Annotated in this window: 18 protein-coding genes; 7 read left to right on the top strand and 11 right to left on the bottom strand. The window is 54.7% G+C overall.

All coding sequences use genetic code 11. From position 1 onward, the window contains the following. Positions 1-16: 16 nt before the first annotated feature. Positions 17-2,299 carry a formate C-acetyltransferase gene (pflB, locus tag JZ655_RS06970; protein WP_046887190.1) on the top strand — a complete coding sequence of 761 codons (2,283 nt, stop codon included), beginning with the start codon at positions 17-19 and terminating at the stop codon, positions 2,297-2,299. A 202-nt stretch (positions 2,300-2,501) separates the two neighbouring features. After that, entirely contained in the window at positions 2,502-3,242 is a 741-nt protein-coding gene (gene pflA, locus JZ655_RS06965) for a pyruvate formate lyase 1-activating protein (RefSeq protein ID WP_040076337.1), read from the top strand. Between the two features lie 35 nt (positions 3,243-3,277). Here pflA and JZ655_RS06960 read toward each other — a convergent pair whose 3' ends face one another. From JZ655_RS06960 to lrp, 10 genes are all read right to left on the bottom strand, one after another. Further along, positions 3,278-3,784, bottom strand: coding sequence for an anti-virulence regulator CigR family protein (locus JZ655_RS06960; protein ID WP_207293362.1), 507 nt, complete (start codon positions 3,782-3,784; stop codon positions 3,278-3,280). A gap of 123 nt (positions 3,785-3,907) precedes the next feature. Further along, on the bottom strand, positions 3,908-5,056 hold the full coding sequence (locus JZ655_RS06955) for an MFS transporter (protein ID WP_046887192.1): 1,149 nt from the start codon (positions 5,054-5,056) through the stop codon (positions 3,908-3,910). A 274-nt stretch (positions 5,057-5,330) separates the two neighbouring features. Continuing rightward, entirely contained in the window at positions 5,331-6,194 is an 864-nt protein-coding gene (locus JZ655_RS06950; protein ID WP_207293361.1) for a dimethyl sulfoxide reductase anchor subunit family protein, read from the bottom strand. 1 nt (position 6,195) lies between these two features. Then, positions 6,196-6,813: a DMSO/selenate family reductase complex B subunit gene (locus JZ655_RS06945; protein ID WP_040075798.1), complete on the bottom strand. Its 618-nt coding sequence runs from the start codon at positions 6,811-6,813 to the stop codon at positions 6,196-6,198. Positions 6,814-6,823: 10 nt separating this feature from the next. Next, positions 6,824-9,268: a dimethylsulfoxide reductase subunit A gene (gene dmsA, locus JZ655_RS06940; protein ID WP_207293360.1), complete on the bottom strand. Its 2,445-nt coding sequence runs from the start codon at positions 9,266-9,268 to the stop codon at positions 6,824-6,826. A gap of 210 nt (positions 9,269-9,478) precedes the next feature. Continuing rightward, positions 9,479-10,771, bottom strand: coding sequence for a serine--tRNA ligase (gene serS, locus JZ655_RS06935; RefSeq protein WP_046886841.1), 1,293 nt, complete (start codon positions 10,769-10,771; stop codon positions 9,479-9,481). Positions 10,772-10,943: 172 nt separating this feature from the next. Beyond that, positions 10,944-12,287: a replication-associated recombination protein A gene (rarA, locus tag JZ655_RS06930; protein ID WP_207293359.1), complete on the bottom strand. Its 1,344-nt coding sequence runs from the start codon at positions 12,285-12,287 to the stop codon at positions 10,944-10,946. A 9-nt stretch (positions 12,288-12,296) separates the two neighbouring features. After that, complete coding sequence (gene lolA, locus JZ655_RS06925) at positions 12,297-12,911, bottom strand: outer membrane lipoprotein periplasmic chaperone LolA (protein WP_207293358.1); 615 nt, start codon at positions 12,909-12,911, stop codon at positions 12,297-12,299. A 132-nt stretch (positions 12,912-13,043) separates the two neighbouring features. Then, positions 13,044-16,805, bottom strand: coding sequence for a DNA translocase FtsK 4TM domain-containing protein (locus tag JZ655_RS06920; protein WP_207293357.1), 3,762 nt, complete (start codon positions 16,803-16,805; stop codon positions 13,044-13,046). 133 nt (positions 16,806-16,938) lie between these two features. Continuing rightward, the gene (gene lrp, locus JZ655_RS06915; protein ID WP_000228469.1) at positions 16,939-17,433 is read right to left on the bottom strand and encodes a leucine-responsive transcriptional regulator Lrp; all 495 of its coding nucleotides are present in this window, start codon (positions 17,431-17,433) and stop codon (positions 16,939-16,941) included. A gap of 550 nt (positions 17,434-17,983) precedes the next feature. Here lrp and trxB point away from each other — a divergent pair. From trxB to infA, 5 genes are all read left to right on the top strand, one after another. Next, positions 17,984-18,952, top strand: a complete 969-nt coding sequence (trxB, locus tag JZ655_RS06910) for a thioredoxin-disulfide reductase (protein ID WP_072039526.1) — start codon at positions 17,984-17,986, stop codon at positions 18,950-18,952. Between the two features lie 114 nt (positions 18,953-19,066). Continuing rightward, on the top strand, positions 19,067-20,833 hold the full coding sequence (gene cydD, locus JZ655_RS06905; RefSeq protein ID WP_207293356.1) for a heme ABC transporter permease/ATP-binding protein CydD: 1,767 nt from the start codon (positions 19,067-19,069) through the stop codon (positions 20,831-20,833). Continuing rightward, positions 20,833-22,554: a heme ABC transporter ATP-binding protein/permease CydC gene (cydC, locus tag JZ655_RS06900; protein WP_207293355.1), complete on the top strand. Its 1,722-nt coding sequence runs from the start codon at positions 20,833-20,835 to the stop codon at positions 22,552-22,554. The genes cydD and cydC overlap by 1 nt, the downstream gene beginning before the upstream one ends. Before the next feature lie 243 nt (positions 22,555-22,797). Continuing rightward, positions 22,798-23,502, top strand: a complete 705-nt coding sequence (gene aat / locus JZ655_RS06895; protein ID WP_040076349.1) for a leucyl/phenylalanyl-tRNA--protein transferase — start codon at positions 22,798-22,800, stop codon at positions 23,500-23,502. Positions 23,503-23,789: 287 nt separating this feature from the next. Next, entirely contained in the window at positions 23,790-24,008 is a 219-nt protein-coding gene (infA, locus tag JZ655_RS06890) for a translation initiation factor IF-1 (protein WP_002211347.1), read from the top strand. 252 nt (positions 24,009-24,260) lie between these two features. On the opposite strand, the gene JZ655_RS06885 is transcribed toward infA, so the two are convergent. After that, the gene (locus tag JZ655_RS06885; protein ID WP_207293354.1) at positions 24,261-24,701 is read right to left on the bottom strand and encodes a hypothetical protein; all 441 of its coding nucleotides are present in this window, start codon (positions 24,699-24,701) and stop codon (positions 24,261-24,263) included. Positions 24,702-24,886: the final 185 nt, after the last annotated feature.

Raw genomic sequence — 24,886 nt, 5'->3', positions numbered from 1 at the left:
AGAAGGTAGGTGTTACATGTCCGAGCTTAATGAAAAGTTAGCCACAGCCTGGGAAGGTTTTGCGAAAGGTGACTGGCAGAATGAAGTCAACGTCCGTGACTTTATTCAGAAAAACTACACCCCGTATGAAGGTGACGAATCCTTCCTGGCTGGCGCAACTGATGCGACCACCAAGCTGTGGGACAGCGTAATGGAAGGCGTTAAACTGGAAAACCGCACTCACGCGCCAGTTGATTTTGACACCTCCGTTGCTTCCACCATCACTTCTCACGATGCTGGCTACATCAACAAAGCCCTTGAGAAAATCGTTGGTCTGCAAACTGAAGCCCCACTGAAACGTGCGATTATCCCGTTCGGTGGTATCAAAATGGTTGAAGGTTCCTGCAAAGCGTATAACCGCGAGCTGGACCCAATGTTGAAAAAAATCTTCACCGAATACCGCAAAACCCACAACCAGGGTGTATTCGATGTTTACACCAAAGATATTCTGAACTGCCGTAAATCTGGCGTTCTGACTGGTCTGCCAGATGCGTATGGCCGTGGCCGTATCATCGGTGATTACCGTCGCGTTGCGCTGTACGGTATCGACTTCCTGCTGAAAGACAAATACTCCCAGTTCCTGTCCCTGCAGTCTGACCTGGAAAACGGCGTAAACCTGGAAGCGACTATCCGTCTGCGTGAAGAGATTGCTGAACAGCACCGTGCGCTGGGTCAGATTAAAGAGATGGCAGCGAAATACGGCTGCGATATCTCTGGTCCTGCAACTAACGCTCAGGAAGCTATCCAGTGGACCTACTTCGGCTACCTGGCCGCCGTTAAGTCTCAGAACGGTGCTGCCATGTCCTTCGGTCGCGTATCCACCTTCCTGGATGCGTACATTGAACGTGACCTGAAAGCGGGCAAAATCACCGAACAAGACGCTCAGGAAATGATTGACCACCTGGTCATGAAACTGCGTATGGTTCGCTTCCTGCGTACCCCTGAGTACGACGAACTGTTCTCTGGTGACCCAATCTGGGCAACCGAATCTATCGGCGGTATGGGCGTTGACGGTCGTACGCTGGTAACCAAAAACAGCTTCCGCTTCCTGAACACTCTGTACACCATGGGTCCTTCTCCGGAGCCAAACATCACCGTTCTGTGGTCTGAAAAACTGCCACTGAACTTCAAGAAATTCGCCGCTAAAGTGTCCATCGATACCTCTTCTCTGCAGTACGAGAACGATGACCTGATGCGCCCTGACTTCAACAACGATGACTACGCTATCGCTTGCTGCGTAAGCCCAATGGTTGTTGGTAAGCAAATGCAGTTCTTCGGTGCGCGTGCAAACCTGGCGAAAACCATGCTGTACGCAATCAACGGCGGCGTTGATGAAAAACTGAAAATGCAGGTAGGTCCTAAGTCTGAGCCAATCAAAGGCGACGTGCTGAACTATGACGAAGTCATGGACCGCATGGATCACTTCATGGACTGGCTGGCTAAGCAGTATGTGACTGCACTGAACGTTATCCACTACATGCACGACAAGTACAGCTACGAAGCCTCTCTGATGGCGCTGCACGACCGTGACGTTGTTCGCACCATGGCATGTGGTATCGCAGGTCTGTCCGTTGCGGCTGACTCCCTGTCTGCTATCAAATATGCGAAAGTTAAACCAATTCGTGACGAAGACGGTCTGGCTATCGACTTCGAAATCGAAGGCGAATACCCGCAGTTTGGTAACAACGACGCACGCGTTGATGACATGGCGGTTGACCTGGTAGAACGTTTCATGAAGAAAATTCAGAAACTCACTACTTACCGTAACGCTATCCCGACCCAGTCTGTTCTGACCATCACTTCTAACGTTGTGTATGGTAAGAAAACTGGTAACACCCCAGATGGTCGTCGTGCTGGCGCGCCATTCGGCCCAGGTGCTAACCCAATGCACGGTCGCGACCAGAAAGGTGCCGTTGCCTCTCTGACCTCCGTTGCTAAACTGCCGTTTGCCTACGCGAAAGATGGTATCTCTTACACCTTCTCCATCGTGCCAAACGCGCTGGGTAAAGACGACGAAGTACGTAAGACCAACCTGGCAGGCCTGATGGATGGTTACTTCCACCACGAAGCGTCCATCGAAGGTGGTCAGCACCTGAACGTGAACGTCATGAACCGTGAAATGCTGCTCGATGCGATGGAACATCCTGAGAAATATCCTCAGTTGACCATCCGTGTATCTGGCTACGCAGTACGTTTCAACTCGCTGACTAAAGAACAGCAGAAAGACGTCATTACCCGTACTTTCACTCAATCCATGTAACGGGAATTGACTGAAATCACGCGGTAAAGCGCGTACAATAAAGGCTCCACGCAAGTGGGGCCTTTTTAACACCTCCCCGCAACAGTCTCTTTTGCCCGCTATCTATACTTGATGGATAACAGCCAAAATAGACTCGACACAGTCAGCACGAGCTGTGCACATAACAGGCCCCGGACGGGCCGAAGCTGGAGATATCACCGCAATGTCAACTATTGGTCGCATTCACTCCTTTGAGTCCTGTGGCACCGTCGATGGCCCGGGCATCCGTTTTATCACCTTTTTCCAGGGCTGCCTGATGCGCTGCCTGTACTGCCATAATCGTGATACCTGGGATACGCACGGTGGTAAAGAAGTTACAGTCGAAGAGCTGATGAAAGAGGTGGTAACCTACCGCCACTTTATGAATGCTTCCGGCGGCGGCGTGACGGCATCAGGAGGTGAAGCCATCCTGCAGGCAGAGTTTGTCCGCGACTGGTTCCGGGCCTGCCACGAAGAAGGCATCCATACCTGCCTCGATACTAATGGCTTTGTGCGTCGTTACGATCCCGTCATTGATGAACTGCTGGAAGTGACCGACCTGGTCATGCTCGATCTCAAACAGATGAACGATGAGATACACCAGAACCTGGTTGGCGTGTCGAACCATCGTACCCTGGAGTTTGCGAAATACATCTCCGGCAAAGGCATCAAAACCTGGATCCGCTACGTCGTGGTGCCAGGCTGGTCAGACGATGACGATTCTGCCCATCGTCTGGGAGAATTTACCCGCGATATGGGTAATGTCGAAAAAATTGAGCTGCTGCCATACCACGAATTGGGAAAACACAAATGGGTGGCAATGGGCGAAGAGTATAAGCTGGACGGCGTTAAGCCGCCGAAGAAAGAGACCATGGAACGCGTAAAAGGCATTCTTGAGCAGTACGGTCATAAGGTCATGTATTAACAAATACGCCCGGTATTCACCGGGCGTATTATTTATTAGTCAAAGACGCCATTAATAATGGTGGTCACAATCGCCGTACTCAGCGCAATTAAGACCAGATCCTTCCCGACCACGCGCCATTCATAGCCCGGATAAGAGGGTAATTGCCCCAGCATCGACGCCGGAACGGCTTTTTTCGCGATGCCCGGAGGCAGAGGTTTGCCGCGCGCAAGGTTTTTCGCAATCCCCGGCGGCAGTGAATCATACCCCGTTAAGCCGTAATTCAACGCCAGATGCCGGGCATGATCGTAGCTGACGCGGGCATCGACATCATCCCTGACGCTTTTATTTGATTTGCCCTGGTTCTGATGACCGTTTTTTTGTTTATGGTCCGGGTTGCCAGCATTACCTTTATTGGCATTGCCGTTGCCATGATTGCCGCTATTACCCTGCCCGTTACCGTGGCCATTTCCATTTCCCGGATTAGCCATCGCAGGTACGGTTGCAAAGCTTAAGGACAACACTATCGCCAGCGCTGTAGTGGTAAAACGACGAGTAGACATGATTGCTGCCTTATTGTGGTAGTACTCGTGTGAATTATTACCTGGCGTAATAAACAAACAATGCGTAAAACTCTGATATATAATGAGGACAAAAAAGCCTGTCATCGACAGGCTTTTATTTAATCAGGCATGTGCCACCGGGGTTGGATGCTTGCCCGCTTTGCGCAGCAACATCAACAGATAGATAAACGACACGCTGGCAATCATGATGAACAACAAATTGTCGGAATAGTTCTGCATCAGCATGGCAGTAAAGGTGGGCCCCAACAAACTGCCAATCGTGTAGCTCAGCAGCAGCGCCTGGTTCATTGCGACCAGCTGATGATGTTCTACTTTCTCGCAGGCCCAGGCCATCGCTACCGGATAGAGCGTAAAGCCCGCTGCGCCTAAAATAAATAGCGCGGGCGCCATCGCCGCGTTGCTAAGCATCGCCAGACAACCCATGATCACCACGAATACCTGTACGCGCAAAACCAGCAGGCGACCAAAACGGTCGGCAAGGCGGCCGACAGGCCACTGCCCGACGATGCCGGCACTGACCATCACCGCCATCCAGAAGCCAATTCCGGAATCGCTGACGCCCTGGTGATTCAGATAGAGCGGCATCAGGCCATAGAGTGAACCCAGTACAATGCCGGAAATAATACATCCATTAACGCCCAGACGCGCCTGGCGCAATCTCAGCATCGGCCAGACGTGCGTGGCTTCCTGATGTTCGCTATGTTGGTTCACAATGCGCGTAAAGAGCAGAGGCAGGATCGCCGCCAGCACCATGCCGGTGACCCACGGCAGCACGCTCATCAAGTCGGTCGGGAATTTGCTGACCATTAACTGTCCCAGCACGGTACCGATGTAGTAAACCATCATATAGGCAGCCAGCAGACGCCCACGGTTGCGGGAGGTTCCGCTGCACATCAGCGCACTTTCCACGACCACCCAGATCATCGCGCAGCCCACGCCCGCAATAAAACGCCAGACCATCCAGCTCCAGAAACCCACCATCAGCCCTAATCCGGCACATCCCACGGCAAATATCAGCGACGCCACATAATAGCTACGGTTAAAACCAAAACGTTTGATCAGGCTTCCCGTCATTAAGGTGCCAAGCAGGTTACCCGTAAAGAAAGACGAGCTAACCATACCCACCTGCCAGGTCGGTAAGTTTTCATGGGCGAGCCAAAGCGGGACGAGGGTATTTAACACCGCAATCGCCAGCGTCAACAAAAGAAGGCCGCAGAGCAGTAACAGCACTGGCCGGGTATAGGTGGACATGGATTAAAAACCGTGAGGAAGTATAGATTTCGTGCGCATCATGCCACTGGTAAAAACAAAGTCAATCCACCGGTTTCAGGGCCTCGCACGATTTGTTCCACGTCGATTGATAAAACTAATCCTGCTAAGCAATGTGGCGCACTCAGCAGAATTCATCCCACTGTTTTTATTGATTTAATGTTTATTGCAAGCGAAACGCTCAGTTGAAAAATTTCATGAAGAAAAAAGAGAAAGCCGGGCACGGCGGCCCGGCTTGATATAACAAAAAAACGCGTTAACTTGCGACAGCCATACCCACCGTCATATGCAGACCATAAAAGACGCCACGGCCAATCATTTCACCAACCAACACCAGTATAAAAGCCAGTGAGAGAAGCGGCAGCGCAGGCTGATTCCCTTTCAGTTGGGGCACAATCCAACACACCAGCGCGGCGACCAGAATCACCACCCGCCAGGCCATCAGGGAACCGTATGCCGGTACCAGCGACGAGGCCTGCTGGATAGCGCTATGGATAGTCGCCAGCTCTGCCCCCTGCATCAGCGCCACCACCACGCTTACCGTCAACGCAATGAGCGTGATGACCGGCAGCAGACGCATTGCCCAGCCGTCAACATCCGCTATACGCAGTAACAGATAACCCAGCAGCGGCCCGCCAATAAACAGAGTCAGGAAGAAGCTCAGTGGCGTCCAGACGCTGTACCACGTCGGTACCGTGTCGATGGTGTTATAGACCCGCACCATCATCCAGACGAAGATCACGCCGAGCACCATGGTGACGATCAACCACAGCGTACGCAGACCCGCAGGCAGTTTTTTCACTATCGCCAGCAGCCAGCCAAGCCCACCAACTGCAAAGAAGAGTGCGCCGCTGGCAATTTCGTTGCTGAGTGCCGAATCACCAATACGATTCAGGGAATTGAATGCCCGCATCGGCGAACCCAGGTGCAGGGTAGAGGCGATAAAACCGATTCCCATTAGCACCCATAGCCCAAACATGGTGCCTATCAGCCGTTGCTGTTTATCTGCCCGCAACGACCCTTTTAACAGCGCCAATGAGAGGACAATAAAGCCTCCCACCACGCACTGCCCAAACACCGTGAAGATCATTAACGGCCATTCATGCCATCCGCTTCCCATCTCACACCTCCTTCGGATTGGCCAGATAGCCGGTGGTATCACCTGTCGGTCGGCTGTTGGCATTGGGTTTAATGACAATACTTGGTTTCGTAAAGTGCGCCGACGGCAGCGGCGCAACGGCTGCCAGCTTGCCGTGTTTCTGCCGCAGCTCGTCGATCGGGCCGAAGTCCAGTGCACGCAGCGGGCAGGACTCCACGCAGACCGGCTTTTTGCCCTCTGCCACGCGATCGTAACAGCCATCGCATTTGGTCATGTGGCCTTTGGCGGCGTTGTACTGTGGCGCGCCGTACGGGCAGGCCATATGGCAATAGCGGCAGCCAATGCAAACTTCTTCGTTAACCACCACAAAGCCGTCTTCCCGCTTGTGCATGGCGCCGCTCGGGCAGACTTTGGTGCAGGCCGGGTCTTCGCAGTGGTTACAGGCAATCGACAGATAGTAGGCAAAGACGTTTTGCTGCCAGACACCGTTATCCTCCTGCCAGTCGCCCCCTGCGTATTCATAAATGCGACGGAAGCTCACATCCGGGGTCAGATCTTTGTAATCTTTACAGGCCAGCTCGCAGGTTTTGCACCCGGTGCAGCGGCTGGAGTCAATATAAAATCCATACTGAGTGGTCATCGGCTACTCCTTATGCCTTCTCAACCTGGACCAGGTTACTGTGTGATGGGTTGCCCTTTGCCAACGGTGAAGGCCGCTGCGTCGTAAGCACATTGATGCAGCCCGCCTGATCGACGCGGTTAGCATCCGGGTTGTACCAGGCCCCCTCCCCTAACGCGACCACGCCAGGCAAGATGCGGGGCGTCACTTTGGCCTCAATATGTACTTCACCGCGACCGTTGTAGATACGCACGCGATCGCCATTTTTAATGCCTCGCTTTTGCGCATCGAGCGGATTGATCCATATCTCCTGGCGGCAGGCCGCCTTCAATACATCGACATTGCCATAGGTTGAGTGAGTACGCGCTTTATAGTGGAACCCGGTTAATTGCAGCGGATAATCCTTGCTCTGCGGGTCGTCATAGTTTTCAAAGCCCGGGCTATAAACCGGAAGCGGATCAATCACGTCGCCTTTTTCCAGCTCCCAGGTGGCCGCTATCTCAGCCAGCTGCGCGGAGTAGATCTCAATTTTGCCTGACGGTGTGGTCAGCGGATTGGCTACGGGGTCGGCGCGGAAGGCTTTATAAGCCACGTGGTGTCCTTCCGGATCGCGTTGTTTGTAGATGCCTTGCTTACGAAATTCGTCAAAAGGAAGCAGATCCGGGATCGCCTCGCGGGATTGCTCATAAAGATGTCGCATCCACCCTTCCTGAGTACGCCCCTCGGTGAACTGTTGCGCCACGCCCATGCGCTTCGCCAGCTCGGTGGTCATCTCATAGATGGTTTTGCATTCGAAGCGCGGCTTGATGGCCTGATCGGCAAAAATGACGTAGGCCATGTTGCCGCATGAGGCATCCAGTGCGAAATCCATCTGCTCAGATGCGGTGCAGTCCGGCAGCAGGATATCGGCATACTTCGCAGATGAGGTCATGTGGCAGTCAATGACCACAATCAGCTCGCATTTTTTGTCATCCTGGAGGATTTCGTGGGTGCGGTTGATCTGCGAGTGCTGGTTAATGAGGCAGTTACCGGCATAGTTCCAGATCATTTTAATCGGCACGTCCAGCTTATCTTTACCGCGTACACCGTCGCGGGTAGCGGTCATTTCCGGACCGCGCTCGATGGCATCGGTCCACATAAACATGGAGATACTGGTCTGCACCGGGTTTTCAAGGGTTGGCATCCGCTCAAACGGGAGAGAGTAAGAGCCTTCTCGCGCCCCGCTGTTGCCGCCGTGGATCCCTACGTTACCGGTCAGGATCGCCAGCATGGCAATGGCACGGGAGACCAGCTCGCCGTTGGCATGGCGCTGCGGCCCCCACCCCTGTGAAATAAAGGCCGGTTTCGCCCCGGCGATTTCACGCGCCAGCTTGACGATCCGTTCTTGTGGAATGCCGGTAATCGCAGAGGCCCAGGCCGGCGTTTTGGCGATACCGTCATTGCCCTGGCCCAGAATCCAGGCTTTGTAATGACCATTAGCCGGTGCGCCTGCAGGCAGCGTGGTTTCATCGTATCCCACGCAATATTTGTCGAGGAAAGGCTGATCAACGAGGTTTTCCGTGATCATTACCCATGCCAGCGCCGAGATCAGCGCGGCATCGGTGCCTGGACGGATAGGGATCCACTCATCCTCACGCCCTGCGCCAGTATCGGTATAGCGCGGGTCAATGATGATCATCCGCGCACTGGATTTTTCGCGGGCCTGCTCTACATAGTAAGTGACCCCGCCGCCGCTCATGCGTGTTTCACCGGGGTTATTACCGAACAGCACGACCAACTGGCTATTTTCGATATCGGACGGGCTATTGCCATCGGCCCAGCCGCCATAGGTATAGTTCAGACCGGCGGCAATCTGGGCGGTGGAGTAGTCACCATAGTGGTTCAGGTATCCGCCGCAGCAGTTCATCAGACGGGCAATAAGCGTCTTACCCGGCGGCCAGGAGCGCGTTAAGGTACCGCCTAACGTACCTGTACCGTAATTCAGATAGATCGATTCGTTACCGTACTCTTTGATTAAGCGCTGCATATTGCCAGCGATGGTATCGAACGCCTCTTCCCAGCTGATACGCTCAAATTTGCCTTCGCCACGTTTCCCCACACGCTTCATCGGATACCTGAGTCGATCCGGGTTATAGACCCGACGACGCATTGAGCGGCCGCGCAGACAGGCGCGTACCTGATGCAGCCCTTCGTAGTTATCATCGCCCGTATTATCGGTCTCGACGTATTTGATCTCGCCATCAACAACGTGCATGCGCAGTGGACAGCGACTGCCGCAGTTAACAGTACATGCGCTCCAGACTACCTTTTCATTTACACCTGCGGGCGCCAGCGCATTCGCGGCTGATGCCAGACGGGTAAAAGGGAGTGTGATCGCGCTACTTGCCACAGCCAGACCGCCAACCGCCGTAGTTTTCATTAACCCACGACGACTGACTTCCGCTGTCAGCAAAGCCTCTGGCGCTTTGATTTTCATAGCTATTCGCTCTGGTTGCTCACAAAGAAAGAGAGTGCGGTAGTTACCGCTATATACTTATATAAATAACGAGATTAGCCCTTTAGCAGTATTTTGTGCTGGCAAATCTGCAGGGAAGTATTACTACTTTAGAGGGAGGGGTTATTGCGTCGAGTCAAAACAAAGGGATAAAAAAAGCGCCCGTAGGCGCTTTTTATGCTTGAAAGCAAATCAACCGATGAACTGCTGACCTTTCATATAAGGACGCAGCACTTCAGGGATTTCGATGCGGCCATCGGCCTGCTGGTAGTTTTCCAGCACTGCAACCAGCGTACGTCCCACAGCCAGACCAGAACCGTTCAGGGTGTGTACCAGACGGGTTTTCTTGTCAGACTTGCTGCGGCAGCGTGCCTGCATGCGGCGCGCCTGGAAATCCCAGACGTTGGAGCAGGATGAGATTTCGCGATAGGTATTTTGCGCCGGCACCCACACTTCGAGGTCGAAGGTTTTACACGCACCAAAGCCCATATCACCGGTACAGAGCGCCATACGACGGTACGGCAGGCCCAGCAGCTCCAGCACTTTTTCAGCGTGGCCGGTCATCTCTTCCAGCGCATCCATGGAGTTTTCAGGACGCACAATCTGCACCATCTCAACTTTGTCGAACTGGTGCATACGGATCAGACCGCGAGTATCACGACCGTAGGAGCCCGCTTCAGAACGGAAGCACGGTGAGTGAGCGGTCAGCTTAATCGGCAGATCGTCCTCATCGATGATTTCGTCGCGCACCAGGTTAGTCAGCGGCACTTCTGCGGTTGGGATCAGCGCGTAGTTGCTGCTATCAGCCTCTTCGTCCAGCGGACGGGTATGGAACAGATCGCCCGCAAACTTCGGCAGCTGACCTGTACCGTACAGCGTATCGTGGTTTACCAGATACGGAACGTAGGTTTCGCTATAGCCGTGCTGTTCTGTGTGCAGATCCAGCATGAACTGCGCCAGCGCGCGGTGCAGATGTGCGATTTGACCTTTCATCACCACAAAACGAGAACCGGTCAGCTTAACCGCAGCGGCAAAATCCAGCCCCGCGTGCATCTCGCCTAAGGTCACATGATCGCGAACCTCAAAGTCGAACTCGCGAGGCGTACCCCAGCGTTTCACTTCAACGTTGTCATTTTCGTCTTTGCCGACAGGGACGCTGTCGTCAGGAATGTTCGGGATAGCCAGGGCAATATCACGGATTTCGGTCTGAAGAACGTCCAGTTCAGCTTTCGCCTTATCCAGCTCTTCACCCAGTTTGTTCACTTCCAGGCGTAATGGCTCAATGTCTTCCCCGCGCGCTTTCGCCTGGCCGATGGATTTCGATCGAGAGTTGCGTTCAGCCTGCAGATTTTCAGTTTGTACCTGCAGAACTTTACGACGCTCTTCAAGAGCGCGCAGCTTATCTACATCCAGCTTAAAGCCCCGGCGTGCCAGTTTTTCAGCGACTGCGTCTGGCTCATTACGCAGCAGATTGGGATCGAGCATGCTTATCCTGTGCTTATCGAATTAAAAGAGGAAAAAGTAACCACAGCCTGCGGTCACAGTAATAGACCCTGGATAATTCAAGCTGCGCGAAGGCGGCAAGCAAGCGCAGCCAATGCACATGCAGCTTGAAGTAGAGCGGGTGTACAGTGCCAACATTACCGCAACGATGGACCTAACGGTAGCGTTTTATAGGGCTATTTTGATCCTGTCCGGCCAGCCAGGCGAGCTTTTCGCCAATCTTGCCTTCAAGACCTCTGTTTGTGGGGTGATAATAGCGCGTTTGTGCCATTTCCTGCGGGAAGTACTCCTCACCGGCAGCGTATGCGTTGGGCTCATCATGGGCATAGCGATACGCCTGCCCGTAGCCCATCTCCTTCATCAACTTGGTTGGGGCGTTGCGTAAATGCACCGGCACGTCGTAGTCTGGCCGTTCGCGAGCATCCGCCATCGCGGCTTTGAAGGCCGTATAAACAGCGTTACTTTTGGGGGCGCAAGCCAGATAGACAATGGCCTGCGCAATGGCGCGCTCGCCCTCTGCTGGCCCCACCCGCGTGAAGCAATCCCAGGCTGAGAGGGCCACCTGCATCGCACGCGGATCGGCGTTGCCTACATCTTCCGAGGCAATCGCCAGGCAGCGCCGCGCTACATACAGTGGGTCGCCGCCTGCGCTGATGATACGGGCATACCAGTAAAGCGCCGCATCCGGCGCGCTACCGCGCACCGATTTGTGCAGAGCGGAGATAAGATCATAAAACCGATCGCCTTTGTTATCGAAGCGGGCGCTGCGCTCTCCGGCAATCTCCGTCAATAATTCGGGCTTCAACACCCGCTTGCTGGCCCCGTCCAGCTCGGCCATATCGGCCATCATTTCCAGGGTGTTCAGCGCCCGACGCGCATCGCCGTTCACCAGCTCGGCAATGGCACGACGCGTCTCATCGGGCAAAACGATATCCTGACCACCATAGCCCCGCGCTTTGTCCTCCATCGCCTGCGTCAGTACCTGCTCAATATCCTCGGTTGTAAGGGATTTAAGCAGATAGACGCGCGCGCGGGACAGCAGCGCCGAGTTCAGTTCAAAAGAGGGGTTTTCGGTGGTCGCACCAATAAAGGTGATGGTGCCATCTTCGATATGCGGCAGAAAAGCATCTTGCTGGCTTTTGTTGAAGCGATGAACTTCATCAACAAAAAGAATGGTGCGACGCCCGGCGTTACGGTTCTGCCGCGCGCGTTCTATCGCTTCGCGGATCTCCTTAACGCCGGAGGTCACTGCAGAGATACGCTCGACATCTGCATTGGCATAGCGGGCAATGACTTCAGCGAGGGTCGTTTTACCCGTACCCGGCGGCCCCCAAAGGATCATTGAATGCAGATGCCCGGCCTCAATCGCTCGTGGCAGCGGTTTACCCGCAGCCAGCAGATGTTGCTGGCCGATGTACTGCGCTAAATTTTCTGGCCGCATACGGGCGGCCAGAGGTTGAAACGCATTATCTGAAAAATCGAGCGACAGATTGCCCACTCACGCCTCTTACTTATTACGTTGGTCATCCACCGTTACGCCCTGCGGCGGGGTAAAGGTGAATTTTGATGTGTCTACAGCGCCATTTTGCTGGGATTTGAGCTGATAGCTGCTGCGCTGGTCGTCTTGCTCAACCGCACCAAATTGATTGATGGTGCCGTTGCTGCTCACGTTGATGGTGAACTGCTTCAGATTGCCATTGTTCCCTTTTGGCGTCAGGACAAATTCATCACCATTCTGCTTAATGTTGTACTGCTGCCAGTCGCTGGACTGGTTACGCGCAATCAGCATGAATGGCGTATTGCTGGTGGCATCTTTCAGCCAGGTCGCCGTGGCCTGCTCGACAAACGGGTTAAAGAACCACAAGGTTTTACCGTCGGAGACAAGGATGCTTTCATCCGGCTGGGTCATATGCCAGTTAAACAGGTTAGGACGTTTAACCCACAGGTCACCTTGACCTTCCTGTACCGCGTTCCCGCTACCGTCGGTGACTTTCTGCGTAAAGCTGGCATGGAAGCTGCTCACTTTATCCAGACGGCTTTTCAGGTCGCTGGCGGCATCAGCCCAGACGCTGCTGGTGACAAGGCTACTCAGTAATGCACAGGCGATTGCGATTTTTTTCATTGTTAGTCCTTCAAAAACGTCGTCCCGGAATGGGCGCTCTTTGTCCACTATTCTGGACCTGCCCGCAGGCAGGTGACAGAAGAAAATGCTTAAATTTAGCTGTTTTACGCATCTTTGCAATAAGCAGCCGCATTACTCAAAGGGAGGCGGCGCCAGCACTTCGCGGTTACCGTTATGCCCGGCTTCACTCACAATGCCCTGCGCTTCCATCTGCTCGATAATACGGGCTGCCCGGTTGTAGCCGATACGGAACTGACGCTGCACGCCCGAAATAGAGGCTTTACGCTTTTCGGTAACGAAGTTAACAGCCTGGTCAAACAGCTGATCCAGCTCTTCTCCACCATCGAAACCACCTGCACCACCGCCTTCGCTCTCGCTATCGGAGGTAATGCCATCCACATACTGCGGACGGCCACGCGCCTTCCAGTCCTGCACTACGGCATGCACTTCCTGGTCGCGGACAAAGGCACCATGAACACGGACCGGCGAGGTAGAGTTCGGGCCGGAGTAAAGCATATCGCCCATCCCCAGAAGCGACTCCGCGCCCCCCTGATCGAGGATGGTACGGGAGTCAATTTTACTCGACACGGTAAAGGCGATACGGGTCGGGATATTCGCTTTGATAAGACCCGTAATGACATCTACGGAAGGCCGCTGGGTCGCCAGAACGAGGTGGATACCGGCGGCACGCGCTTTTTGCGCCAGACGGGCAATCAGCTCTTCCACTTTCTTACCCACGGTCATCATCAGGTCGGCGAATTCATCCACCAGCACGACGATATAGGGCAGCTTTTCCAGTACCGGATGCTGCGCGTCCATGCTATCGCCCGGCTTCCAGTAAGGATCCGGAATCGGACGGCCCATTCGCGCGGCCTCAGCAATCTTCTCGTTATAACCCGCCAGATTACGCACGCCGAGGGCAGACATCAGCTTGTAGCGACGCTCCATCTCATTGACGCTCCAGCGCAGGGCGTTGGCCGCATCTTTCATGTCGGTGACCACTTCGGTCAGCAAATGCGGAATGCCTTCATAAACTGACAATTCAAGCATTTTAGGGTCAATCATGATGAAGCGGACATCTTCCGGCTGTGCCTTGTAGAGCATGCTCAGGATCATGGCGTTGACACCCACCGATTTACCGGAACCGGTGGTCCCCGCAACCAGCAGGTGAGGCATTTTCGCCAGATCGGCAACCACCGGATCGCCTGCGATATCTTTACCCAGTACCACCGTCAGTGGAGAGGGATTGTCACGGAACTTGGTGTTATCCAGCACTTCGCGCAGGTAAACGGTCTGACGCTTCTTGTTCGGCAGTTCCAGGCCGACATACGGCTTGCCGGGAATAACTTCCACCACACGCACCGCAACGGTCGACAGCGAGCGAGCCAGGTCACGGGACAGGTTAGAAATTCGGGCCGCTTTCACGCCTGGTGCCAGGTTGAGTTCAAAACGGGTAATGACCGGGCCTGGCGAGTAGTTCACGACATCGGCTTTGATGCGGAAATCGGCCAGACGCGCTTCAACCAGGCGAGCCATCTGCTCGAGAGCGAAGGTATCAACCGGCTCCACTTCAGACGGTGGCGGCGTTAACAGATCGAGCGACGGCAGCGGCGTGGTTGGACGCTGAACTGGACGGCTGTCACCATTACGCATTAATAAAGGATGGATCAGACTGTCTTGCGGCTGTTGTTGCGGTGCCACAGGCTGCTGAGGCGCTGGCGCATACTGCTGCTGAGACGCTGGCGCATACTGCTGCTGAGGCGCCGGCGCATACTGTTGCGGTGCCACAGGCTGCTGCTGAGGCGCCGGCGCATACTGTTGACGAGGCGGTTCCGCCTCCGGCATAACGCTCGGCGTAAACAGCGGCTCGCTCGGGGTGTCATTCACCAGATCTTTCATTGGTGAAAATTCAAAGTCCGACAACGAGAAGGGATTCGCGCCTGACGGCTGCTCGCCTGAATAGCGCTGCTCTTGAGAGGCAGCAAACTGGCGAGCCAGTTCTGCTTCGGCAGCGTCATCTTCTTCGTTCTGAGACGCGTAAGGCTGCACCTCAGTCTGGTACTCTTCGCCATAGCGCTGCTGTTGTTGCGCAGCAAACTGGCGAGCCAGCTCATCCTGGTGCAACTCATCAGCCTCATCGTATTCCGCACCCACCCTTTTCTCTTCTGGCTGACGCTGCTGAGAGGGGATCTTAATCCCGAAAGAGGCGGAAGCCAGCTCACGCCGGGTTGGGACGCGGACGCGGTTCGGGCGAGGCAGTTGCGGGCCAATGCCCTCTTTCACCTGGGCGCGCGGTGCACCGGATCCGCCTGTGGCGAGGCTAAAGACAGGTGCAGCGGCCGCTGCGGCTGCGGTTGCTGAAACCGTAGCCTGCTTCACGCCGGCTGCCGCCGGAGAAACGGAGGCCGTCGGATCAACCTCTGGCATAGCCGGTGCAGAAACGGGTTGCGAAGAGACTGGCGCAGAATTCGGCTCCGGCACCGGTTGATACCAGGCTGCAAGCTGTTCGCGTTCGCGAGCACGACGCTCTTCGACCTCTTCGAAATAGTACATAGGCGGACGAGCCGGCTTGGTCTCTTCCACTTCAGGCTCGGGTTGCGGCGCAACGTACGGTTGTTCAGTCGCTAACGGTTGCTGCGGCGCGACCGGCTCTTGATACGGCTGAGCAACGGGTTGTTCATAGTCTTGATAAGGTTGCGGCTCGTAAACCGGCTCTGGCTGATAAGGTTGCTGCCACGGCTCCTGTTGAACCGGCACATAGCTCTGCGGCTCAGGGGCAATTGTCGGCTCAGGGGTATGAACGCCAGGGGCAGTTTGCCAGTCAACCAGCGGCTGCTGCACTGCTGATTCGGGTGCCGGTACGGGCGCAGAAGGTGTAACCGCCTCCACTGGCGCGGCCCAGGCTTGCGCTGCAGTGGTCGCAACCGCGGCGGCCGCTACAGGTTCAGTGACGGAATGGCCATTGAGCAGTGGATCGTATTCATCGTAATCGCCCGGCGTCGCACGATGGCCTGAAAAGAGCACATCGTCAGGGTCAACGGCTGCGCCGCCCGCGCTGTATGCAACCTGCTCGTCGTCATCCATTCGTTTACCGGAGAAGAGCGCCGCGTCGGTCTTGCGGGCTAACGGGTTGCTGAATTTCTCGGCGACACGTTTACGACGGGCCAATGCCCCACGCATGATGCGTGCGCGACGCGATTCACGCTGCTCGGCGTGCTCTTCGGCCTCTTCGTAATCGTCTTCGTACTCATCTTCATCGACCCACGTATCGTCACGACGCGTACGATTACTGGCGAAGGTGAGAATGTTCAGAATCAGGCTGCCAATCTTCTCGGCAATGCTCACCCATGACCAGCCTGTAAACAGCGTCAGGCCTGCGGCCCAGATACAGAGCAACGCCAGCGTACCGCCGCTGCTGTGCAGCATTGGCTGCAGCGCGGTGCTTAGCAGACTGCCGATCACCCCGCCAGAGGCAAAATACCAGATATCGTCGGCGTTAATCGCCGCCAGTCCACAGGAGGTGAGGATCAGCGCCAGCGCCCCAATCAGGCGCAGCGAGACCGCAAAATAGTCGATGTACTCATCGTTCTGACGATGACGCCAGGCGAACCAGCATCCACCGATGATAATCACCGGGATGGTGTAGGCCATTACGCCAAAAATGAAGAACAGGGTATCCGCAAGCCAGGCACCGGGTATACCGCCCAGATTATGAATAGGCTCATGCCACGCGGTTTGTGACCAGCTGGGATCGGAAGGGTTGAAGCTGAGTAAGGCTGCCATTAGCCAGATGGCAAAAAGGGCAGTAACAATCAGTAACGCTTCAAGGAGTCGGCGCCCACTGCTTAGCTTAGATAAATTGACTTCTTTGTCTTCAGTATATTCCTGGCTCAAGAAAGGCTCTCCAGGTACCAGGCATTTCCTGCCTGTTTGCTAAAACGGACAACAGTGCCGGTAAACCGACACTGTTGCTGTATGGATTAACAGGAGTGTAACCAAAGTACGCTGATTTTGCACCTGTTCCGTGTTAGCGCGTCTTGATAACCAGACGATTGCTCTGCTTGACTTCTTCCATCACCACGTAAGTACGGGTGTCGTTCACGCCAGGCAGACGCAGCAGGGTTTCACCCAGCAGCTTACGGTAAGCAGACATGTCAGGTACACGGGTTTTCAACAAGTAGTCGAAATCACCGGAAACCAGGTGACACTCTTGAATTTCTTCCAGTTTTTGCACAGCGGCGTTGAACTGTTCAAACACATCCGGCGCGCCACGATTCAGAGTAATCTCAACAAATACCAGAAGTGAGGCATCCAGATAATGCGGGTTAAGCAGAGCCGTATAGCCCTGAATGAAACCCTGTCTTTCCAGTCGGCGCACACGCTCGAGGCACGGCGTCGGGGAAAGTCCCACACGTTTTGAAAGCTCGACGTTGGAAATACGCCCATCCTTTTGCAATTCATTAAGAATGTTACGATCGATACGGTCGAGATCTTTGCCAGGGCGCTTCTTGCTATCTACCATTATTATTGTCTCTCTGTATTCCTTCCCTAACTCCTGCCAGGACCCTGTGCACTTCACTGTTCAGAGTCTATACCCGTCGTTAATCGCATCGCCTGTTTTGTAGTTTGCGCGATAGCAATTGGGGTTATGTGGTAAGAAGACCGTTGCCCGTGGGCTGTCATCAACATCACGTATGGCGTCTGTCCACACCATGCGTAGATTTCGCTGACCGGATAAAAATGGCGATTATGTGCATGACTATGCGCTACACAAAGACCGCATTTTTTTCTTCCTTGAATGTTTTCGCAAAAGCGCAGGGGATTGTCAAAGCAAAACATCGATTTTTAGTACAACATGCCGGATATTCATTACGACCGGGCATTAATCCTCATTTTATCGCCTTACTTTCGACCGATTGTTCATGCGTTGTTCGCTCAAAAAGGTAATTGCCGGGCCGATTGATTGCTGGTTGCTATTGCACATATCGTTAACAAAATCGCTGTGCCCTTTTTTTAAAGCGACAAATTCCCTACAATCGCGGGAAATGTCTGCCAACAACAATGGGGATCTCATGGGCACGGCCAAACACAGTAAGCTGCTAATCCTTGGTTCTGGACCTGCGGGATACACCGCAGCGGTCTATGCTGCACGCGCTAACCTGCAACCGGTACTGATCACGGGCATGGAAAAAGGCGGTCAGTTGACCACCACAACCGAAGTGGAAAACTGGCCAGGCGATCCGAATGACCTGACCGGGCCGCTGCTGATGGAACGTATGCACGAGCACGCGACCAAGTTCGAAACCGAAATTCTGTTCGACCACATCAACAAGGTCGATCTGCAAAACCGTCCGTTCACGCTGACCGGTGATAGTGGTGTTTACACTTGTGATGCGCTGATCATCGCTACAGGGGCTTCTGCTCGCTATCTGGGCCTGCCTTCAGAAGAGGCCTTTAAAGGACGCGGCGTATCCGCCTGCGCCACCTGCGACGGATTCTTCTACCGCAATCAGAAAGTGGCGGTCATCGGCGGCGGCAATACTGCCGTGGAAGAGGCGCTTTATCTGGCGAATATCGCTTCGGAAGTGCATCTGATCCACCGTCGTGAAACCTTCCGCGCGGAAAAAATCCTGATCAAGCGTCTGATGGATAAAGTGGCCAGCGGCAACATCGTGCTGCACACTAACCGTACGCTGGAAGAGGTGACCGGCGACCAGATGGGCGTTGCTGGCCTGCGTATCCGCGATACTCAGAACACCGATAACGTAGAGTCGCTGGAAGTGGCGGGCCTGTTTGTTGCCATCGGCCACAGCCCAAACACCGGCATCTTCGAAGGACAGCTTGAGCTGGAAAACGGCTACATCAAAGTGCAGTCCGGTATTCACGGTAATGCGACCCAGACCAGCATCCCGGGCGTGTTCGCCGCAGGTGACGTGATGGACCACATTTATCGTCAGGCAATCACTTCTGCGGGCACCGGCTGTATGGCTGCGCTGGATGCAGAACGTTACCTTGATGGGCTGGCTGAACAGAGCAAATAATCTTTACAAGTCAGTAACAAACGTAAATAAAGGCGGCCATAGGTCGCCTTTATTTTTCCTGGCGTGTAACATTGCCGTGCCTAATTTCTGATAACTTCACCTGCAAAGCACGCAATGGAAAAAACCCGTCAACAAGAGTTAACTCGCTGGCTTAAACAGCAAAGCGTTATTTCCCGCCGCTGGCTGAATATTTCCCGACTTCTGGGTTTTATCAGCGGCCTGTTGATTGTCGGTCAGGCCTGGCTGCTGGCCCGCATTCTTAACATGATGATAATGGAGAACATTCCGCGCGAGGCGCTGTTATTGCCCTTTGTCGTGCTGATGCTGGTCTTTATTCTGCGTGCATGGGTCGTCTGGCTGCGTGAGCGGGTGGGGTTTCATGCGGGGCAGCATATACGCTATGAGATTCGCCGCCAGGTGCTGGACAGACTCCAGCAGGCGGGACCCGCCTGGATTCAGGGCAAGCCGGCCGGGAGCTGGGCAACCCTCATCCTTGAGCAAATTGACGATATGCACGACTACTATGCCCGCTATCTTCCACAGATGGCCCTCGCTGCCTGCGTACCGCTGCTCATTGTTATCGCTATCTTCCCCTATAACTGGGTCGCGGCCCTGATTCTGCTCTGCACTGCCCCACTTATTCCGCTATTTATGGCGATGGTAGGCATGGGTGCGGCCGATGCAAACCGCCGAAATTTTCTGGCGCTGGGCCGTCTGAGCGGGCATTTCCTCGATCGTCTACGCGGTATGGAGACGCTGCGGGTGTTCGGCCGGGGCGATGCGGAAATCGAAAATATTCGCCTGGCCTCACAGGATTTCCGTCAGCGCACCATGGAAGTTTTACGTCTCGCCTTCCTCTCTTCCGGCGTGCTGGAGTTCTTTACCTCCCTCTCCATTGCTCTGGTAGCGGTCTATTTTGGCTTCTCTTATCTCGGCGCCCTTGATTTTGGTCACTACGGCACGGCCGTTACGCTCTCTGCAGGTTTCCTGGCCCTGATTCTGGCACCGGAATTTTTCCAGCCGCTTCGCGATCTGGGAACCTTCTATCACGCCAAAGCGCAGGCCGTGGGTGCCGCCGACAGCCTGAAAACCTTCCTGGAGACGCCGCTTGCGCATCCGCAGCGCGGCGATGTCACGCTAAATACAACACAGCCGGTAGCCATTCAGGCTGAGGATCTCTGCGTATTATCACCTGAAGGTAAAGTGCTGGCAGGACCGCTGAATTTCACCCTGCACGCGGGTCAACGCGTAGTGCTTGTGGGTACCAGTGGTTCTGGCAAGAGCTCGCTGTTAAATGCGCTCTCCGGTTTTATGGCCTACAGCGGATCACTGCGCGTTAACCAGACCGAACTTTCGGCACTGGATCCCGACGAGTGGCGTGCCCATCTGAGTTGGGTTGGGCAAAACCCGCAGCTGCCTGCCGCCACGCTGCGCGAAAATGTCCTTCTGGCGCGCCCGGATGCCAGCGAAGAGGAGCTGAAATCGGTGCTCGATCGCGCCTGGGTCAGCGAATTCTTGCCGCTGTTACCCAACGGGGTGGATACCCGGGTGGGTGACCAGTCTGCCGGGCTCTCGGTAGGCCAGGCGCAACGTATCGCCGTCGCCCGCGCCCTGCTCAACCCCTGTCAGCTTTTACTGCTTGATGAACCGGGCGCCAGCCTGGATGCGCATAGCGAACAGCGGGTGATGTCCGCGCTGGATACGGCCTCGTTGCAGCAAACCACGTTAATGGTGACGCACCAGCTGGAAGGCATTGCCGGATGGGACCAGATCTGGGTGATGGAAAATGGCCGTCTTGTCGAGCAGGGAGATTACGCCACGCTCGCTACGGCGCAGGGGCCCTTTGCCGCCCTGCTGGCCAATCGTCAGGAGGATATTTGATGCGCGCGTTATTGCCTTATCTTGCGCTTTATAAGCGTCATAAATGGATGCTAACCCTGGGCGTCGCTCTGGCGATTCTTACCCTGTTAGCCAGTATTGGCCTGCTTACCCTTTCCGGCTGGTTCCTCTCAGCGTCCGCCGTGGCTGGCTTTGCGGGGCTTTACAGCTTTAACTATATGCTGCCCGCTGCCGGGGTCCGCGGCACCGCCATCACCCGTACCGCCGGCCGATATTTCGAACGTCTGGTGAGCCACGATGCCACCTTCCGCGTGTTGCAACACCTGCGCGTCGATACCTTCAGCAAACTCCTTCCCCTCTCCCCCGCCGGGCTGGCGCGTTATCGCCAGGGCGAATTGCTTAATCGCGTGGTGGCGGATGTGGACACGCTCGATCACCTCTATCTTCGGGTGATTTCGCCATTAGTGGGCGCGTTTGTGGTGATTGTGGTCGTGACGCTGGGGCTGAGCTTGCTTGATGTACACCTTGCGCTGGTGCTGGGCGGGATCATGCTGCTGACGCTGTTTTTATTGCCCCCGCTGTTTTATCGTGCCGGGAAAACAACCGGTCAAAACCTGACCCATCTGCGTGGCGAGTATCGCCAGCAACTGACAGCGTGGCTGCAGGGGCAGGCAGAACTGACCGTATTTGGCGCCAGCCAGCGTTATCGTCATCAGATGGAGAATACCGAGCTTAACTGGCACGAAGCTCAGCGCAAGCAGTCCGAACTGACGGCCCTTTCACAAGCGCTGATGCTGTTGATTGGTGGCGTTGCCGTGGTTGCGATGCTGTGGCTGGCCGCAGGCGGCGTGGGTGATAACACTCAGCCCGGCGCACTGATTGCGCTCTTTGTCTTCTGTGCGCTGGCCGCTTTTGAAGCGCTGGCCCCGGTCACGGGTGCGTTCCCGCATCTGGGCCAGGTTATCGCCTCTGCGCTGCGCATCACCGAAATCACCGGACAGACGCCGGAAGTGCGCTTTAGCGAAACATCCTGTGAGTGTCCTGCCCGGCTATCGCTCACGCTCGAAAATGTCAGTTTTAGCTACGACGATAAAGCGCAAAAAGCGCTGGATAGTCTGAATCTGAACATTCCCGCGGGTGCACACATTGCGGTGCTGGGGCGAACCGGCTGCGGAAAATCGACGTTGCTGCAGTTGCTCACTCGCGCCTGGGATCCGCAGGAGGGGGTTATTCGCTTTAATGACACCCCCCTGCCTCAGTTCAGCGAAGCTGCGCTGCGTAACGCCGTGAGCGTTGTGCCCCAGCGTGTTCATCTGTTTAGCGCCACGCTGCGCGATAACCTGCTGCTTGCGGCCCCTGCCGCCAGCGATGAAAGGCTCTGTGTCATGCTGGAAAAAGTGGGCCTGCATAAGCTGCTGGAAGATGAAGGGCTGAACAGCTGGCTGGGTGAAGGGGGACGTCAACTTTCCGGCGGCGAACTGCGTCGTCTGGCTATTGCCCGCGCGTTGCTGCATGACGCACCGCTTATGCTACTGGATGAACCTACCGAAGGGCTGGACGCGACGACAGAGAGCCAAATTCTCGATTTGCTGGCCAAAGAGATGCGCGGAAAAACCCTCGTGATGGTGACCCATCGCCTGCGTGGACTGGCTGCACTGGCTCAAATAATTGTGATGGACAACGGACATATTATTGAGCAAGGTAGTCACGCAGAGCTGTTGGCGAAACAGGGTCGCTACTACCAGTTTAAACAACGTCTGTAGTCTACACCCGTCATACTTCGAGCTGCAGGTACGTTGGCTTTGTGACCGGGCCCATCGCTGGGTCTGGTTCTGCGGTGGCGCTGTGAGCAGCGTTCAAATCTGCTCCCGGCAGATTCGTCGCTCACTCCAGTGACTTGCTGAGCAAGCCACTGGAGAATTGCGCCTATGTCGCTCTCCTGCAACGCGAAGTATTTGGGTTTATATTTGAACCGATCCTTACTCGCGTACTGGAGTTTTGCTGTCATGCGCCTGGTCCAGCTTTCTCGCCACTCTCTTGCGTTCCCTTCTCCGGAGGGAGCATTGCGTGAACCTAACGGCCTGTTGGCTCTCGGCGGCGATTTAGGCCCGTCGCGTCTGTTAATGGCTTACCAGCGGGGGATCTTTCCCTGGTTCTCTCCAGGCGATCCTATATTGTGGTGGTCACCCGATCCCCGGGCGGTACTCTGGCCCACGGAGTTTCATCTCAGCCGCAGCATGAAGCGCTTCCATAGCCGCTCCCCCTATCGCGTCACGCTTAATCACGCGTTTGGCAAGGTGATCGAGGGCTGTGCTAACGATCGGCATGAAGGCACCTGGATCACCCGTGAAGTGATTGATGCCTATCATCGTCTGCATGAGCTGGGTTATGCCCACTCTATCGAGGTATGGCAGGGAGATTCGCTGGTCGGGGGGATGTACGGCGTCGCTCAGGGGTCCCTGTTCTGTGGCGAGTCGATGTTCAGTCGCGCGGTGAATGCGTCAAAAACGGCCCTGCTGGTATTTTGCGAACATTTTGTGCAAAACGGCGGTCAGCTGCTGGATTGCCAGGTGCTGAATGACCACACCGCGTCATTGGGCGCCGTGGAGATTACCCGCCGCGAATATTTACAGCATCTTGAAACAATGCGTCCGCAAAAATTACCGCAAAACTTTTGGGTGCCCACTACGTTATTTATGCCTCGGGGATAAATGTTTTGCGCATATTTTTTTATCATGGTGCTATAATTGGTGCCGCAGAGTAGGTTCTGCCTGTTGCCCCGCCGCCGTTTGGGAATAGCTTGTATCAGATAACGTCCTGGCGTTTATCCTGTCTTCTCCCCTTTACGTATGCGCTTTTCGTACGGTCGTACCGTCACGTCGGGCAATGCGCCGAAGCTGCTTTGTTGCGTTTTAACCGCACAATTCTTTACTTAATTGATGAATTTCGGCATTATCTTGCCGGTTCAAAACTTGGTAGTGATACCCCAGAGGATTAGATGGCCAAAGAAGACAATATTGAAATGCAGGGTACCGTACTTGATACGTTGCCTAACACCATGTTTCGCGTAGAACTGGAAAACGGTCACGTGGTGACTGCACACATCTCCGGTAAAATGCGCAAAAACTACATCCGCATTCTGACGGGCGACAAAGTGACTGTTGAGTTGACCCCGTACGACCTGAGCAAAGGTCGCATTGTCTTCCGTAGTCGCTAATTGTTATTGCCTGCTAAGGCAGATGAATATTGAAAAAGGCCGGGATTATTCCCGGCCTTTTTTATTGCCTGCGCTTCCCCCTTTCCTCAGAGGAACCTTAAAAGGGGTACTATAAAAGACATTTCCGACGCCCTCGCTGATGCGGTGGGAAGAGGGTCAAAAAAGAGGCTTCTCAGCCACTACTCACTTCCCGGCATCGGGATCCCACACGATGAGATTGAGAGGACTGGTGAGGAGAACAGTCATACTGTTTTAATAGTGAGTAACCTTGAACACAAGGCAGTGCTCGCGCAGCGCGAGGCCATCACGCATAGACAGCGTCATATCGTGCAGCAAGCGGGTCAGATACGGCAGCATATCGCGGTCGAAATGGGAAACCAGTAGCACATGGTTTAGTGCCCGGCAGTAATCACACCGGCCCTCGGTCTCTTTCAGTCGCCACCCCTCTGGCAGATACTGAACCGACTCTTCATCGAACGCTACAGTCTGATAATCGCGCATTGCGCCTTCCAGCGTCTCTTGTACCCTTGCAAGATAAGCCCCCAGACAACGACAAACCGGCTGAATTTGCGGCAGCGACGAGCTGTCGAGCAGAATTTCGGTCAGCAAAGTGCATCGTTCCGTAAGGGTCACCAGATCCGGATAACGCGCTAGCTCGCTGTAGGGATAAACCAAAGGGGTGTTACTGTCCATTCATCCTCCTTAACGCATGTCTATCCGCACTCTCAGGACGCCACTTATACCGGTATAAAAACACTTTACCACTGTAATTATATCCAGCCATATTCTGTTCATTATTCTGGAAAGCGCCTCGCAAAATTCCAGCCTTGAGCGGTTGAGGGCAAAAAAAAGCCGGGTTGTTAACCCGGCTTGTTACT

The sequence above is a fragment of the Leclercia pneumoniae genome, from assembly GCF_017348915.1.
Lineage (GTDB): Bacteria > Pseudomonadota > Gammaproteobacteria > Enterobacterales > Enterobacteriaceae > Enterobacter > Enterobacter pneumoniae.
Note: the sequence above shows the minus strand (reverse complement) of the source record. Positions and strands in the feature narration are given on the sequence as shown.